Here is a 14850-nt window from a genome sequence, read left to right as displayed (position 1 = left end):
ATGATGCCCCCTTGTGGGTGCGAGTCAGCCGCAATTTGCATTCCAGACAAGGTGCAAGCATGACCACAACACGACTGACCATGGCCCAGGCCCTGGTGAAATTCCTCGATAACCAGTACATCGAAGTCGATGGCGTCCAGAGCAAGTTCGTCGCCGGGGTCTTTACCATTTTCGGCCACGGCAACGTGCTGGGCCTGGGTCAGGCGCTGGAGCAGGACAGCGGCGGCCTGGTGGTCCATCAGGGCCGTAACGAGCAAGGCATGGCCCATGCCGCTATCGGTTTTGCCAAGCAGCATCTGCGGCGCAAGATCTACGCTTGCAGCTCGTCGGTCGGCCCTGGGGCGGCGAACATGCTGACGGCGGCGGCCACCGCGACGGCCAACCGGATCCCGTTGCTGTTGTTGCCCGGCGATGTCTACGCCAGTCGCCAGCCGGACCCGGTGCTGCAGCAGATCGAGCAGTTCCATGACCTGAGCATCAGCACCAACGATGCCTTCAAGGCCGTGAGCAAATACTGGGATCGCATCAACCGCCCCGAGCAACTGATGACCGCCGCGATCCATGCCATGCGCGTGCTGACCGACCCGGCCGAAACCGGCGCGGTGACCCTGGCCTTGCCCCAGGACGTACAGGCCGAAGCCTACGATTACCCGGATTACTTCCTGCAAAAACGTGTCCATCGCATTGACCGTCGCCCGGCCACTGAAGCGATGCTCGGTGATGCCCTGGCGCTGCTCAAGGGCAAGCGCCAGCCGTTGATCATCTGTGGCGGCGGCGTGCGCTACGCCGGTGCCAACGCTGCGCTGCAGGCCTTTGCCGAGCGCTTCGACATTCCGTTCGCCGAGACCCAGGCGGGCAAGAGTGCGGTGGTGTCCAGCCATCCGCTGAACGTTGGCGGTGTCGGTGAAACCGGTTGCCTGGCGGCGAACCTGCTGGCCAAGAAAGCCGACCTGATCATCGGTATAGGCACCCGCTACAGCGATTTCACCACGGCATCGAAATGGCTGTTCCAGCACCCGGATGTGCAGTTCCTCAATCTCAACATCAGCCCGTGCGATGCCTTGAAGCTCGACGGCGTGCAGCTGCTGGCCGACGCCCGTTCGGGGCTGGAGGCACTGTCAGCGGCGATGGGCGACTATCGTGCCGAATGGGGAGGACAGATCGCCGATGCCAAGGCCCAGCTGGACGCCGAAGTGGACCGGATTTATCAGGCGGACTTCCAGACCGAGGATTTCGTCCCGGAGATCAACGACCACATGGACCCGGCGGTGTTTCGCGAATTCATCGAACTCACCGGTTCCTGCCTGACCCAGAGCCGCGTGCTCGGCACCCTCAACCAGACCCTGGCGGATGACGCCATCATCGTCGCCGCCGCCGGCAGCCTGCCCGGCGACTTGCAGCGCAGCTGGCGCAGCAAGGGCGTGAATACCTATCACGTCGAGTACGGTTATTCGTGCATGGGCTACGAGGTGAATGCGGCGCTGGGGGTGAAACTGGCCGAGCCCGACAAAGAGGTCTACGCCCTGGTGGGCGATGGTTCCTACATGATGCTGCACTCGGAGCTGGCGACCTCGATCCAGGAACGCCGCAAGATCAATGTGGTGCTGCTGGATAACATGACCTTCGGTTGCATCAACAACCTGCAAATGGAACACGGCATGGACAGCTTCGGCACCGAGTTCCGCTTCCGCAACCCGGACACCGGCAAGCTCGACGGCGGTTTTGTGCCGGTGGACTTCGCCATGAGCGCCGCGGCCTACGGTTGCAAGACCTACAAGGTCAAGACTCTCGACGAACTGCAGGCGGCCCTGGCCGATGCGCGGCGCCAGAGCGTCTCGACGCTGATCGACATCAAGGTCCTGCCCAAGACCATGATCCACAAATACCTGTCGTGGTGGCGGGTCGGCGTGGCGCAGGTGTCCACCAGCGCCCGCACCGATGCGGTCGCCAAGACCCTCAACGAACGGCTGGCCAAGGCCCGTCAATACTGATTGCCCCAACAATACGAAAGGAGTTCTCTACATGTCTTTGAAGCTGGGCGTCATCGGCACCGGGGCCATCGGCCAGGACCATATCCGTCGTTGCAGCCAGACCTTGCTCAACAGCCAGGTGGTGGCGGTGACCGACATCAACCTGCAACAAGCGGCCAAGGTCGTTGCCGATCTCAAGCTGACCGCCGAGGTCTACCCCGACGGTCATGCATTGATCAAGGCGCCTGACGTGGAGGCGATCCTCGTCACCTCCTGGGGGCCGAGCCACGAAGAGTTCGTGCTGGCGGCGATTGCGGCGGGCAAACCGGTGTTCTGTGAAAAGCCGCTGGCCGTCACGGCCGAAGGCTGCCGCAAGATCGTCGAGGCTGAAATCGCCCACGGCAAGCGCCTGGTGCAGGTCGGTTTCATGCGCCCTTACGATGAAGGTTATCGCGCACTCAAGGCGGTGATCGACAGCGGCCAGATCGGTGAACCGCTGATGCTGCATTGCGCCCACCGCAACCCGAGCGTGGGCGAAAACTACAAGACCGACATGGCGATCACCGACACCCTGATCCATGAGCTGGATGTGTTGCGCTGGCTGCTGGCCGATGACTACGTGTCGGTGCAGGTGGTGTTTCCGCGCAAGTCCAGCAAGGCCCTGGCCCATTTGCGCGACCCGCAGATCGTCCTGCTGGAAACCGCCCGGGGCACGCGCATCGACGTCGAAGTGTTCGTCAACTGCCAGTACGGCTACGACATCCAGTGCGAAGTGGTGGGGGAGACCGGCATCGCCAAGCTGCCGGAACCGTCCCAGGTGCAACTGCGCAGCGGCGCCAAGCTGTCGAATGCGATCCTGATGGATTGGAAGGACCGTTTCATCGCGGCCTACGACGTCGAATTGCAGGCCTTCATCGACGGCGTGCGCACCGGGCAGGTGGGCGGGCCGTCGGCCTGGGACGGCTTCGCCGCAGCGGTGGCGGCGGATGCCTGTATCCAGGCGCAGCAGAGTGGGCAGATCATCAAGGTTGACCTGCCCGAGCGCCCGCGTTTCTACGGCTAACCCACAGGGTGCATTCCAACCGTGACCTAAGGAGCTTTCATGCGAATCGGACTAGTGGGCTATGGCAAGGGCGGACGATTTTTTCATGCGCCGCTGATCAGCAGCCTGCCGGGGGCTACGTTTGTTGGCGTGGTGACCCGGTCCGTCGAGCGGCGCGAGCAACTGGCGAGTGATTACCCGCACGTCCAGGCCTTCGACACGCTCGAACAACTGGTGGCGGCCGGCGTCGATGCGGTGGTGGTGTCCACGCCGTTGGACGGTCGCCCAGCCGTGGTGATGCAAGCCATCGAACTCGGCGTGGCAGTGGTCAGCGATAAGCCTTTCGCCCAAGACACTGCGCAAGCCGAGGCCATGGTGCTGGCGGCCGAGCGGCGCAATGTGCCGCTTTGCGTGTACCAGAACCGTCGCTGGGATTCGGATTTCCTGACCCTGCGCAAACTGCTGGCGTCCGGCGCCCTGGGCCAGGTCATTCGTTTTGAATCCAGTGTCGAGCGCTATTCACCGACGTCGGTGGGGAAGGGCAGCGGCGGCGGATTCCTGCGGGACCTGGGCAGCCATCTGGTGGACCAGGCACTGCAGTTGTTCGGGCCGGTGGTGCGGGTCTACGCCGAGCTGGACTACCGGCAGCCGGACCAGGTGTTCGACAACGGCTTCTTCATGTCCTTGACCCATGCCAGCGGCGTGATTTCCCACTTGAGCGGCAATTGTGTGCAGAACGCAGCGCGCCCGCGCTTTCGGGTCAACGGCACCCAGGGCTGCTATACCGTCGAAGGCCTGGATGGGCAAGAAGCCCAGGCATTGGCGGGCTTGAGCCCGGCGTCCGAGGGCGAACGCTGGGGCGCTGAAGAGCATCGGCGCTGGGGCTGGTTCGAGCACGGCACCGAGCGCGAGCGGGTGACCTCGGAGCGTGGCTGCTGGCTGGCGTTCTACCAACACCTGCAAACCGCATTGCACGGCGCTGGCCCGCTGCCGGTGGAGGCCCGTGATGCACTGGCGACCACGCGCATCCTTGATGCTGCCAGGCAGAGTGCCGAGCAGGGCGAAGTGGTGCGGTTGTCCACGCCTGTCGGACATGGAATAAAAAACGAATAAAATTCTAAAATCAGTTGATATGGAAAATATTTTCCAATAAAGTCGATTCCAGGTTACCGACAATCCTGTCCGCCTCCCGCCAAGCCAGCCTTGAACGGATGACGGACGAAACAAAAACAAGAAACACAGCTAGGTACCGTCGATGAAAACCTTCAGCCGTTCTGCGTTTCACCTGTCACCTCTGCTGCGCCTGTCCGCAATCCTTCCCCTGTTCGAATCCCTGTGCATCCAGCGCAAGGGCGCCGTTGTGTGTTGCATGCCCGGCGCGCCCATCGTGCGTTTGCCCCGTTCCTGATCCGCTACGCCTTATCCATAAAACCAACAACAAAGTGGAGAAAGACCGTTCATGAAGACCAAGACCCGTATCGCCTCGCTGGCCCTGTCGTTGATGCTCACCAGCGGCGCTGCCCTGGCGGACTTGAAGATCGGTGTCAGCATGTCCCAGTTCGATGACACCTGGTTGACTTACCTGCGTGAATCCATGGACAAGAAAGCCAAGTCCCTGCCGGACGGCGTCACCCTGCAGTTCGAAGACGCCCGCAGCGACGTGGTCAAGCAACTGAGCCAGGTGGAAAGCTTCATCAGCCAGAAGGTCGACGCGATCATCGTCAACCCCGTGGACACCGCCGCGACCCAACGCATCACCAAGTCCGCCGTGGCCGCCGGTATTCCGCTGGTCTACGTAAATCGCCGTCCCGACGACCTGAAACTGCCGGCGGGCGTGGTCACCGTTGCCTCCGACGACCTGGAAGCCGGCCACATGCAAATGCAATATCTGGCCGAGAAGATGGGTGGCAAGGGCAACATCGTGATCTTGCTGGGTGACCTCGCCAACAACTCCACCGCCAACCGCACCAAGGGTGTCAAGGACGTGCTGGCCAAGTACCCCAACATCAAGATCGAGCAGGAGCAGACCGGCACTTGGTCCCGGGACAAGGGCATGACCCTGGTCAACGACTGGCTGACCCAGGGGCGCGAGTTCCAGGCGGTGGTGGCCAACAACGACGAGATGGCCATCGGCGCCGCGATGGCCCTCAAGCAAGCGGGCACCAAGAAAGGCAGCGTATTGATTGCCGGGGTCGATGGCACACCGGACGGCTTGAACGCGATCAAGAAGGGCGACATGGCCGTCTCGGTGTTCCAGGACGCCAAGGGCCAGGCCGATGGCTCGATAGACACGGCGGTGAAAATGGTCAAGAAACAGCCGGTCGAACAATCCGTCTGGGTGCCGTACCGCCTGATCACGCCGGAAAACGTCGGTCAGTTCAAGTGACGCTTGGCGCACCGGTCCCACCACAACAATAAACAGGCAAGGTTGCCACGCTGACCTTGCCGAGGGAGTACCTGATCATGTTCGCTTCAGCGACTGCTTCGAGCGCCCCGGCGATGACTTTCCGGCCGGACGTAATACCTGATGAACCGTATCTGCTGGAAGTCGTCAATGTCAGCAAAGGCTTTCCCGGCGTGGTGGCCCTGTCCGATGTACAGCTGCGGGTACGCCCCGGTTCCGTTCTGGCCCTGATGGGCGAGAATGGCGCGGGCAAATCCACCTTGATGAAAATCATCGCCGGTATCTACCAGCCGGACGCCGGCGAACTGCGCCTGCGCGGTAAACCGGTGACGTTCGACACGCCGCTCGCGGCGTTGCAGGCCGGCATCGCGATGATTCATCAGGAACTGAACCTGATGCCCCACATGAGCATCGCCGAAAACATCTGGATCGGTCGCGAGCAGCTCAATGGCCTGCACATGGTCGACCATGGCGAGATGCATCGCTGCACCGCCCGCCTGCTGGAGCGCCTGCGCATCAAGCTCGACCCTGAGGAGCAGGTGGGCAACCTGAGCATCGCCGAGCGGCAGATGGTGGAGATTGCCAAGGCCGTCTCCTATGACTCCGACATCCTGATCATGGACGAACCGACCTCGGCCATTACCGAGACCGAAGTCGCCCACCTGTTCTCGATCATTGCCGACCTCAAGTCCCAGGGTAAGGGCATCATCTACATCACCCACAAAATGAACGAGGTGTTTGCCATCGCCGATGAAGTGGCGGTGTTTCGCGACGGTGCCTACATCGGCCTGCAACGGGCCGACAGCATGGACGGCGACAGCCTGATTTCGATGATGGTCGGGCGCGAACTGAGCCAGTTGTTTCCGGTGCGAGAGCAACCCATCGGCGATTTGGTGCTGTCGGTGCGCGACCTGAGCCTGGAGGGCATTTTCAAAGGCGTTTCCTTTGACCTGCATGCCGGGGAGATCCTGGGCATCGCCGGGTTGATGGGTTCGGGCCGGACCAACGTGGCCGAGGCGATTTTCGGCGTGACCCCGAGTACCGGCGGCGAAATCCTGCTGGACGGCCAACCGGTGCGCATCAGCGACCCGCACATGGCCATCGAGAAAGGCTTCGCGCTGTTGACCGAGGACCGCAAGCTCAGTGGCCTGTTCCCGTGCCTGTCGGTGCTGGAAAACATGGAGATGGCCGTGCTGCCCCATTACGTGGGCAACGGCTTCATCCAGCAAAAAGCCCTGCGTGCCTTGTGTGAGGACATGTGCAAGAAGCTGCGGGTCAAGACCCCATCGCTGGAGCAGTGCATCGACACCTTGTCTGGCGGCAACCAGCAGAAAGCGCTGCTGGCCCGCTGGCTGATGACCAACCCGCGCATCCTGATCCTCGACGAGCCGACCCGTGGTATCGATGTCGGTGCCAAGGCCGAGATCTACCGACTGATTTCCTACCTCGCCAGCGAAGGCATGGCGGTGATCATGATTTCCTCGGAGCTGCCGGAAGTACTGGGCATGAGCGACCGGGTCATGGTGATGCACGAAGGCGACCTGATGGGCACTCTCAACCGCGGCGAAGCGACCCAGGAACGGGTCATGCAATTGGCTTCGGGCCTGTCCTGATGCCAGCCCGTTCAACTTAATAACGTCGAGCAACATGTGGCGAGGGGATTGATCCCCGCTGGGCCGCGAAGCGGCCCTGTCCCAGGGGCGCCATACCTCCCGGCAGGGAACAACCCCCCTCGCCAAAGAACAAAAAAGGTGAATGGCTATGAACGCGATACTGGAAAACAAACCCGCGGCCGCACCGGCCAGGGCGCGCCGGCGCCTGCCGACGGAGCTGAGTATCTTTTTGGTGCTGATCGGCATCGGCCTGGTGTTCGAAATGTTCGGCTGGATCATGCGCGACCAGAGTTTCCTGATGAACTCCCAGCGTCTGGTGCTGATGATCCTGCAAGTGTCGATCATCGGCCTGTTGGCTATCGGCGTGACCCAGGTGATCATCACCACCGGTATCGACCTGTCGTCCGGCTCGGTGCTGGCGCTGTCGGCGATGATCGCCGCCAGCCTGGCCCAGACCTCGGACTTCGCCCGGGCGGTGTTTCCCTCCTTGACCGACTTGCCGGTGTGGATACCGGTGGTGGCGGGGCTCGGCGTGGGGCTGCTGGCCGGGGCGATCAACGGCAGCATCATCGCCATTACCGGTATTCCGCCGTTCATTGCCACCCTCGGCATGATGGTCTCGGCCCGTGGCCTGGCGCGCTACTACACCGAAGGCCAGCCGGTGAGCATGTTGTCCGATTCCTATACCGCCATCGGGCATGGTGCCATGCCGGTAATCATCTTCCTGGTGGTGGCGGTGATCTTCCACATCGCCCTGCGCTACACCAAGTACGGCAAATACACCTACGCCATCGGCGGCAACATGCAGGCGGCGCGCACCTCGGGCATCAACGTCAAGCGTCACCTGGTGATCGTCTACAGCATTGCCGGCTTGTTGGCCGGGTTGGCCGGCGTGGTGGCCTCGGCGCGGGCTGCGACCGGGCAGGCGGGCATGGGCATGTCCTATGAACTGGACGCGATTGCCGCGGCCGTGATCGGCGGCACCAGCCTGGCGGGCGGGGTGGGGCGCATCACCGGCACCGTGATCGGGGCGTTGATCCTTGGGGTGATGGCCAGCGGTTTCACCTTCGTCGGTGTCGATGCCTACATCCAGGACATCATCAAGGGCCTGATCATCGTGGTGGCGGTGGTCATCGACCAGTACCGCAACAAGCGTAAACTCAAGCGCTGATACCCGGGACGTTGCGACAAAGCGCCACGCCTGACCCGCGTGGCGTTGCCATTTGTCTTCTTAATACAGCTATTGCACCGAATTTCTTGTTATAAACGCACTCCGATGACTGCCAAAAGCCTGTCAGAGAACATTTGAAGGGGTTGTCGGACATTTTCCCTATGTTTTCAGTTGCTGAGGCCTCGACTCGGCCTTAGACTGCCGCCCCTCGTAAATTGAGTGCCGGGTGGCGCTTGGAATAGACGGCGCCTTCCTGATGAGCGTGGCAGCTGCGCTGCGGGACGCTCAATAATTCGCCTTAATGCACGTTTTTTTATAGAGATATCAATGACAAAGGAAAAGTTGCTGGCCATGCCGGCGGATGACTACATGAATGCCGAGCAGCTGGCTTTCTTCACCAAGCTGTTGCAGAACATGAAAGTCGAAACCCACGAGCGCATCGAACAGAACCGAATCGCCATTGAGAGCCTGGACACCCCGGCTGACCCGGCGGACGCTGCTTCCGTAGAAGAAGAGCGTACCTGGCTGGTCAACGCCATCGATCGCGACCAGCGCATGCTGCCTCAGTTGGAGCAGGCCCTGGACCGTATCAACGACGACAGCTTCGGCTGGTGCGACGACAGCGGCGAGCCGATCGGCCTCAAGCGCCTGCTGATCAGCCCGACCACCAAGTACTGCATCGAAGCCCAGGAACGTCACGAACAGATCGACAAGCACCAGCGTCAGGCCTGATTCGCGTTTTCCAAAAAAAGATCGCGACCTTTTGACGAAGGCCGCGATCTTTTGCTTTCGCCCGTGCTCGTACGTCTACTCCCGATGATCTGCTGCAAGAACGCGACTAATGGACCATGGATAATGGCTCTGTAGTGGCGTTTAATGCATTCATAACAACGAGAAGCGTGGGTGACGAACATGGCGACAGACGGATCTCTGGCGGGTGCGGTGCCGGCCTCGGTACCTGGGACGAACAGCACGGCGCGCTGGCTGACGCCGACCTTGCAGAGTCTCGCCCTGGCATTGCTGCTGTGCGGCATGGCTTTGGGCGGCTGGTCGCTGTACCTGGGCCTGCCGCTGGTCATGCTCATCGTCTGGTTGCCGCGCTTGCGTTCGCGCGTGGCCGCGGCGCCCGCACCCGCGACCGACACACTGGCCGAGCTGACCCGCGACCTGTCCTACACCACCAGCCATAACGCGCTGTCGGCGGCCGGTGTCGCCTATTCGGTCAAGCAATTGGCTGGCAAGGTCCAGTCGCAACTCGATGCGGCGGCGCAAATCGTCAGCAATGCCGAATCGATGATCGCCACCGAGCAAGCCACTTCGCAACTCAGCCAGCAAGCCCTGGGCGCCGCCAGCGAGGCCCATCGCAGCAGTGTGGCCGGGCGCAGCGAGCTGGTGGAATCCATCAGCCGCATGCACCAGCTCAGCCAGCGCGCAAACGACAGTCGCGAGTTGATCGAGGCCTTGAGCGTGCGCAGCGATGAAATCCAGCGGGTCAGCTTGGTGATTCAGTCGATCGCCAGCCAGACCAATCTGCTGGCACTGAACGCGGCCATCGAGGCCGCGCGGGCCGGTGAGCATGGCCGTGGGTTCGCGGTGGTGGCCGATGAGGTCCGTGGCCTGGCCGGGCGCACGGCGGCGGCGACCGGCGAGGTCGGGGTGATGGTGGCCGACATCCAGCAACGCACCGCCCAGGTGGTGGAGCAGATCCGTCAACTGGCCGCTGACCTGGACATTGGCGTGCAGCAGGTCGAGCACACCGGCCAACACCTGGAAAACATCGCCCGGCTCGCCGCCGGCGTCGAAACCCAGGTCAGCGCCATCGCCGAAGGTACCGACACCAATCGCGAACAACTCGACAGCCTGTTCCACGCCATCGAGCAGATGCGTGGCGACCTGTCCATCAGCGACCAGCAGACCCAGCGCCTGGCCGAAGCGGCGGTGCAAATGGAAGGCCAGGCCGAAACCATCAGCGAACGCCTGGCCCAAGTGGGCCTCGACGATTATCACCAACGGGTCTATGACCTGGCACGGGAAGGGGCGAGCCAGATCGCCGCGCAGTTCGAAGCGGACATCGACCAGGGCCGTGTCAGCCTGGAGGATCTGTTCGACCGTAATTACCAGCCCATCCCCAACACCCAACCCGCCAAATACCAGACCCGTTTCGACCGCTATACCGATCAGGTGCTGCCGGCGATCCAGGAACCCTTGCTGGCCCGGCACGAGGGCCTGGTGTTCGCGATTGCCTGCACTCAGCAGGGCTACGTGCCCACCCATAACAAGGTCTTCAGCCAGCCGTTGACCGGCGATCCACAGGTGGACACGCTCAATAACCGGACCAAACGCAAGTTCTCCGACCGCACCGGGATTCGCTGCGGCAGCCATCAACAGCCGGTGTTGCTGCAGACCTACACCCGCGATACGGGAGAACTGATGCACGATCTCTCCGTGCCGATCATGCTCAAGGGGCGTCATTGGGGTGGTTTGCGGCTGGGCTACAAACCCGAGAAGCCGCGCTAGGCCCTGTGGCGAGGGAGCTTGCTCCCGCTGGGCTGCGCAGCAGCCCCAAAAGGCTGGAGGCAGCCAGCCTGACACACCGAGCCAACAGCGCTCGAGGGCGCACCCTGTGGCGAGGGAGCTTGCTCCCGCTGGGCTGCGTAGCAGCCCCAAAAAGCTGGACGCGGCCAGCCTGACACGCCGAGCCAACAGCGCTCGAGGGCGAACCCTGTGGCGAGGGAGCTTGCTCCCGCTGGGCTGCGCAGCAGCCCCAAAAAGCTGGATGCAGCCAGCAGCCGGAGACACGAGCCGGCAGTACTCAGGGGCGACTGCTGCGCAGTCGAGCGGGAGCAAGCTCCCTCGCCACAAGAGCTGTCTTGTACTTAGCTAAAAGTCCTGGCTGCTACAGGTGCCTTGCTACAGCCAAAAGTCCTGGCTGCTATTTACCGTCATGCAGCCGCACATTCAACTGATCCACCAGCACCGCCTCTTCACCGTCGGCGAGCAGCCATTCGCGCAGCAAGTCTTTCTGCTGGTCCGACCAGAAATCGGCCTCCACCAGCTTGACCTCCGGGGCCAGTGGGTGTGCCACGATGAAATCGTCGATGGCTTTGCCGTCCGAGGGCAGGCCGAGTTGGTCGAACAGGGTGCTGAGTTCGTGCGAAGGCTGTTCCATGGGGTTCTCCTTTGGGCGGGCGCCGTCATGGCGCCTCGGTTGCTTCCCTTTATCTGAGGCAAGCGCTGGTCAGGAGTTCGATCGGACTCAGGCTTTCAAGGCCCCTTCATCCACTGCGGCTTTCAGCGCCCTGGCGGCTTCCCGGGCGGCCTCGGCAGCAATTTCCGCGGTCTTGAACCAGCGATCTTTTTCCACTTGGTGCCAACTGACCGTGGTCAGGGGCGGTTTGGCGCGCATCACGATGACGGCCTGGAACTCGCCTTCGACCTCTCTGGCTTCGCCCCGGATAAAAAATTCGCCGATATCAAATTCCGTCACGTCGCGCCTTCTCAAAAGTCATGGTGTGGGTGCGCGATCCGTCAATGGGTGACGGTCTTCGCGGGCAGGCAGTATGGCAGCAGTTGCCTGTCGGCGGCTGAGTTAAGTCATGAAGGGGCGCATATGAGCTCAGGCACTTCGTTCCAGACGCCTGGCCAGGTGGCAGGCCTCGTTATGATCGGTGCGGAATCCTCTTACACGTCCAGTGGATGTTTCCTCAATATGGAAAAAGCACTTGCCGGCCAGGACGACCCGGTAACGCGGTTGAATCAACGAGACAGGCAGGCAGTCGACCCTGTCGAACGTGTCGGATGTCTCGACGACACAAGGGGCTTCAGGTTGGATCAGGGTTGTGAAAGTAGCCATGTGAATTCCTTTTCTATGGTTTACCGACGAATTGCCGAGCAGTTTGGGTAGTCTCCACGCCTCTGGCTGCTCTAGAATCGGCAGCACCGTGTGGACGGCTTGCCTATCTAAAGCAATTTTTTTTGGGCTCGATGTCAGAAAAATGCTTTTTTAAGTGAGAAATTTCCCTAAAGTTAGTAGTCCCATCTTTTCCGATGCTCAGAGTGGCTTTTTCCTTCAGCCTCTGGCGACCCCCCGGGAAAGACGGCGAGAGCGGCAACCTATAGTCTGCTCTCGGCCCGGGACAGGGCGCTCCGTTCACTTCGAATTTCAGTTACAGGTCCATTACGACGTTACAGTCGGCACGGGTTCTCGTGGTCCGTCCTTTCCGAGGGGCGGGCCTTTTTCAAAGATGGGGATGTTTCCTTGGCAGTAAGTAATCTCGACATGCATGCGTTATTCGTACTTGGTGACCTGCGGGCAAAACTGGTCAAACTCTTCCAGTCACGTTTCGTCTACATCACCGAGCAGACCGCCGAAGGTATTTATGTCGCCGAAATCGACACTGAGTCGGCCCTGGTGGTCGATGACAAGCCCAGGCTCGAACTCAAGGTTGGTGATCATTTTCGCGCAGCGGTGTTGCCCAGCCGCGAAGGTGGCAAGTTTGAAATCCGCTTTCGCGAAATCAAGCTGACGGTCTATGGCCTCGGTGATTACGCCTTCGTCACGACCCCCGGTGGTCAGGCAATCCTGTTCAAGGAAGGCCACAGCGTGGTGACCGTGTTTGCGGCCAACGAACAACTGCAAGAAGGCTTGACCAAGACCCTGAAGGCGGTCACCGCCAAGGCCGCCAAGTGGCGCAAGGGCGAACTGGTGACGTTCAAGGCCAGCGAATGAGGCGGGCAGTGCCGGTGAGCGCGGGGGCCTCGGTCGCCCTGGACCGGTTACAGTTTTAACGAGATATCGCTGGAACCTCGGCTACAGTCAATTGACTGAACTATTCAGAGGCTTGCGTTCGGTGACGCAGGGCCGTTCAGCCATTGCTGTGTTTGGTACGAGGTTAAAAGCATGAAACGAGTTCGACAGTGGCTGGCTGCCTGGGCCACCTTCACTGTGTTGGTTTCGCCGTTCCCGACGTTGGCCGCGTCAGCGCCGATTCACTTCGCTGACTTGAACTGGGAAAGTGGCAGCCTGATCACCGATATCCTGCGGATCATCGTCGAAAAAGGCTACGGTTTGCAGACCGACACATTGCCGGGCACCACCATTACCCTGGAAACCGCCCTGGCCAATAACGACATCCAGGTGATCGGCGAGGAATGGGCCGGCCGCAGCCCGGTGTGGGTCAAGGCCGAGGCCGAAGGCAAGGTGGTCGCCTTGGGTGATACGGTCAAAGGCGCGACGGAAGGTTGGTGGGTGCCCGAATACGTCATCAAGGGGGATCCGGCCAAGGGCATCAAGCCCCTGGCGCCGGACCTGCGCAGTGTCGAGGACCTGGCGCGCTACAAGCATGTGTTCAAGGATCCGGAGAGCCCCGACAAGGGCCGCTTCCTCAACAGCCCCATTGGCTGGACCTCCGAGGTGGTCAACAAACAGAAGCTCAAGGCGTATGGCCTGTCTGACAGCTACGTGAATTTTCGCAGCGGTTCGGGGGCGGCGCTGGATGCGGAAATCAGCTCGACGATCCGCCGGGGCAAGCCGATTCTGTTTTATTACTGGTCGCCCACGCCACTGCTCGGGCGCTTCAAGCTGGTGCAGTTGCAAGAGCCGCCGTTCGATGCCGAGGCCTGGAAAACCCTGACCGACGCCGATAACCCCAACCCGAAGCCGACCCGCTCACTGGCCTCGAAACTGTCGATTGGCGTATCTGCGCCGTTCCAGAAGCAATACCCGGACATTGCCGAGTTCTTCAGCAAGGTCGATTTGCCCATCGAGCCGTTGAACAAGGCCCTGGCCGACATGAGTGAGAAACGCATCCCACCCCGTGAAGCCGCCGAGGCGTTCCTTAAGGCACATCCGCAGGTCTGGCAGGCCTGGCTGCCCAAGGAAGTGGCAGATAAGGTCTCCGCGGGCCTGTAGGAGGGCTCGCGCGCCAGCAGGTTGAACTCTTGATCCTGGGCAATGAGTCATTCGCTGGAAACTGGCAACCTACGCCCGTCCAGCGAAATGCCAAATTCCAGCTAGGATGATTGTTCAACTCTTTTCAGGAGGCTGGCGAGATGACGCTTGTGTTGGCTCGGTCGCTGGTCGCAGTGTTTGCGACCATCAGCTTGATTCATTTGTATTGGGCCCTGGGCGGGCGGTGGGCGGCCAAGGCAGTGGTGCCTCAGGTGCCGGTGAAGCAGGGGGAGGCGCTGCGACCGGCGTTCGATCCCTCAGGCTGGTTGACCTTGCTGGTGGCCCTGGCCCTGCTGATGGTGGCGCTGCTGGTCTGCCTGCGGGTCGGCCTGCTGGCGCAGCCGGTCACTCATCGGGCGTTGCAGTGGCTGATCAGCGCGATTGCATTGCTGATGTTCGCCCGGGCCATTGGCGAGTCGGAGCTGGTGGGTTTCTTCAAGGAGGTCAAGGGCTCGACCTTCGCCAGGCTCGACACCTGGGTTTATTCACCGTTGTGCGTGGTGCTCGGGGCAGGGCTGCTGGCGGTGGCCTGGGCCTGACTGGCAGCGCAGTGGGTACACAGCCTGCTTTTTGTGGCGAGGGAGCTTGCTCCCGCTGGAGGGCGCAGCCCTCCCAAAAAGCTGAACACCAGTCAGCCTGACACACCGAGGTGACAGGTCTCAGGGCTGCTGCGCAGCCCAGCGGGAGCAAGCTCCCTCGC

At 61.5% G+C, this 14850-nt stretch carries 15 protein-coding genes; 12 read left to right on the top strand and 3 right to left on the bottom strand.

All coding sequences use genetic code 11. From position 1 onward, the window contains the following. Positions 1–59 precede the first annotated feature (59 nt). The 9 genes from iolD to BM300_RS25605 all read left to right on the top strand — a co-directional run bounded on the left by iolD (position 60) and on the right by BM300_RS25605 (position 10717). Complete coding sequence (gene iolD / locus BM300_RS25640) at positions 60–1991, top strand: 3D-(3,5/4)-trihydroxycyclohexane-1,2-dione acylhydrolase (decyclizing) (RefSeq protein WP_092464331.1); 1932 nt, start codon at positions 60–62, stop codon at positions 1989–1991. A gap of 31 nt (positions 1992–2022) precedes the next feature. Then, entirely contained in the window at positions 2023–3033 is a 1011-nt protein-coding gene (locus tag BM300_RS25635; RefSeq protein WP_092224803.1) for a bifunctional inositol 2-dehydrogenase/D-chiro-inositol 1-dehydrogenase, read from the top strand. Positions 3034–3072: 39 nt separating this feature from the next. Continuing rightward, a complete protein-coding gene (locus BM300_RS25630) occupies positions 3073–4125 on the top strand; it encodes a Gfo/Idh/MocA family protein (protein WP_092464329.1) in 1053 nt (350 codons plus the stop codon). Between the two features lie 142 nt (positions 4126–4267). Continuing rightward, positions 4268–4420 carry a hypothetical protein gene (locus BM300_RS31105; protein ID WP_170845916.1) on the top strand — a complete coding sequence of 51 codons (153 nt, stop codon included), beginning with the start codon at positions 4268–4270 and terminating at the stop codon, positions 4418–4420. 51 nt (positions 4421–4471) lie between these two features. Beyond that, entirely contained in the window at positions 4472–5398 is a 927-nt protein-coding gene (locus BM300_RS25625; protein ID WP_092224799.1) for a sugar ABC transporter substrate-binding protein, read from the top strand. 77 nt (positions 5399–5475) lie between these two features. Further along, a complete protein-coding gene (locus BM300_RS25620; protein WP_092464327.1) occupies positions 5476–7029 on the top strand; it encodes a sugar ABC transporter ATP-binding protein in 1554 nt (517 codons plus the stop codon). A gap of 148 nt (positions 7030–7177) precedes the next feature. Next, on the top strand, positions 7178–8200 hold the full coding sequence (locus tag BM300_RS25615) for an ABC transporter permease (RefSeq protein WP_057451073.1): 1023 nt from the start codon (positions 7178–7180) through the stop codon (positions 8198–8200). A gap of 327 nt (positions 8201–8527) precedes the next feature. After that, on the top strand, positions 8528–8932 hold the full coding sequence (locus BM300_RS25610; protein ID WP_003202859.1) for a TraR/DksA family transcriptional regulator: 405 nt from the start codon (positions 8528–8530) through the stop codon (positions 8930–8932). Between the two features lie 180 nt (positions 8933–9112). Next, positions 9113–10717, top strand: a complete 1605-nt coding sequence (locus BM300_RS25605; protein WP_092146013.1) for a methyl-accepting chemotaxis protein — start codon at positions 9113–9115, stop codon at positions 10715–10717. Between the two features lie 415 nt (positions 10718–11132). Here BM300_RS25605 and BM300_RS25600 read toward each other — a convergent pair whose 3' ends face one another. From BM300_RS25600 to BM300_RS25590, 3 genes are all read right to left on the bottom strand, one after another. Continuing rightward, on the bottom strand, positions 11133–11369 hold the full coding sequence (locus tag BM300_RS25600) for a DUF2789 family protein (RefSeq protein WP_072341896.1): 237 nt from the start codon (positions 11367–11369) through the stop codon (positions 11133–11135). A gap of 87 nt (positions 11370–11456) precedes the next feature. Further along, positions 11457–11687 (bottom strand): hypothetical protein, encoded by a 231-nt coding sequence (locus BM300_RS25595; protein ID WP_063320688.1) that lies wholly within the window; start codon positions 11685–11687, stop codon positions 11457–11459. A 129-nt stretch (positions 11688–11816) separates the two neighbouring features. Beyond that, the gene (locus BM300_RS25590; protein WP_092146011.1) at positions 11817–12053 is read right to left on the bottom strand and encodes a hypothetical protein; all 237 of its coding nucleotides are present in this window, start codon (positions 12051–12053) and stop codon (positions 11817–11819) included. Positions 12054–12479: 426 nt separating this feature from the next. Between BM300_RS25590 and BM300_RS25585 the strand changes: the two genes are divergently transcribed. The 3 genes from BM300_RS25585 (at position 12480) to BM300_RS25575 (ending at position 14689) form a co-directional block, all read left to right on the top strand. Beyond that, positions 12480–12929, top strand: coding sequence for a hypothetical protein (locus BM300_RS25585; RefSeq protein WP_003202850.1), 450 nt, complete (start codon positions 12480–12482; stop codon positions 12927–12929). A gap of 171 nt (positions 12930–13100) precedes the next feature. Next, the gene (locus BM300_RS25580) at positions 13101–14111 is read left to right on the top strand and encodes an ABC transporter substrate-binding protein (RefSeq protein WP_063320691.1); all 1011 of its coding nucleotides are present in this window, start codon (positions 13101–13103) and stop codon (positions 14109–14111) included. A gap of 140 nt (positions 14112–14251) precedes the next feature. Beyond that, entirely contained in the window at positions 14252–14689 is a 438-nt protein-coding gene (locus BM300_RS25575; protein ID WP_092464325.1) for a DUF3995 domain-containing protein, read from the top strand. Positions 14690–14850: the final 161 nt, after the last annotated feature.

Origin of the sequence: Pseudomonas sp. NFACC46-3 (assembly GCF_900114515.1) — a bacterium.
Taxonomy (GTDB): domain Bacteria; phylum Pseudomonadota; class Gammaproteobacteria; order Pseudomonadales; family Pseudomonadaceae; genus Aquipseudomonas; species Aquipseudomonas fluorescens_Q.
Note: the sequence above shows the minus strand (reverse complement) of the source record. Positions and strands in the feature narration are given on the sequence as shown.

Excerpts from the sequence above, each read along its gene's own strand:
- BM300_RS25580 (WP_063320691.1), top strand. The coding sequence starts at position 13,101 with ATGAAACGAGTTCGACAGTGGCTGGCTGCCTGGGCCACCTTCACTGTG.
- BM300_RS25625 (WP_092224799.1), top strand. The coding sequence starts at position 4,472 with ATGAAGACCAAGACCCGTATCGCCTCGCTGGCCCTGTCGTTGATGCTC.
- BM300_RS25605 (WP_092146013.1), top strand. The coding sequence starts at position 9,113 with ATGGCGACAGACGGATCTCTGGCGGGTGCGGTGCCGGCCTCGGTACCT.
- BM300_RS31105 (WP_170845916.1), top strand. The coding sequence starts at position 4,268 with ATGAAAACCTTCAGCCGTTCTGCGTTTCACCTGTCACCTCTGCTGCGC.
- BM300_RS25610 (WP_003202859.1), top strand. The coding sequence starts at position 8,528 with ATGACAAAGGAAAAGTTGCTGGCCATGCCGGCGGATGACTACATGAAT.
- BM300_RS25575 (WP_092464325.1), top strand. The coding sequence starts at position 14,252 with ATGACGCTTGTGTTGGCTCGGTCGCTGGTCGCAGTGTTTGCGACCATC.
- BM300_RS25590 (WP_092146011.1), bottom strand. The coding sequence starts at position 12,053 with ATGGCTACTTTCACAACCCTGATCCAACCTGAAGCCCCTTGTGTCGTC.
- iolD (WP_092464331.1), top strand. The coding sequence starts at position 60 with ATGACCACAACACGACTGACCATGGCCCAGGCCCTGGTGAAATTCCTC.
- BM300_RS25585 (WP_003202850.1), top strand. The coding sequence starts at position 12,480 with ATGCATGCGTTATTCGTACTTGGTGACCTGCGGGCAAAACTGGTCAAA.
- BM300_RS25635 (WP_092224803.1), top strand. The coding sequence starts at position 2,023 with ATGTCTTTGAAGCTGGGCGTCATCGGCACCGGGGCCATCGGCCAGGAC.
- BM300_RS25615 (WP_057451073.1), top strand. The coding sequence starts at position 7,178 with ATGAACGCGATACTGGAAAACAAACCCGCGGCCGCACCGGCCAGGGCG.
- BM300_RS25620 (WP_092464327.1), top strand. The coding sequence starts at position 5,476 with ATGTTCGCTTCAGCGACTGCTTCGAGCGCCCCGGCGATGACTTTCCGG.
- BM300_RS25630 (WP_092464329.1), top strand. The coding sequence starts at position 3,073 with ATGCGAATCGGACTAGTGGGCTATGGCAAGGGCGGACGATTTTTTCAT.
- BM300_RS25600 (WP_072341896.1), bottom strand. The coding sequence starts at position 11,369 with ATGGAACAGCCTTCGCACGAACTCAGCACCCTGTTCGACCAACTCGGC.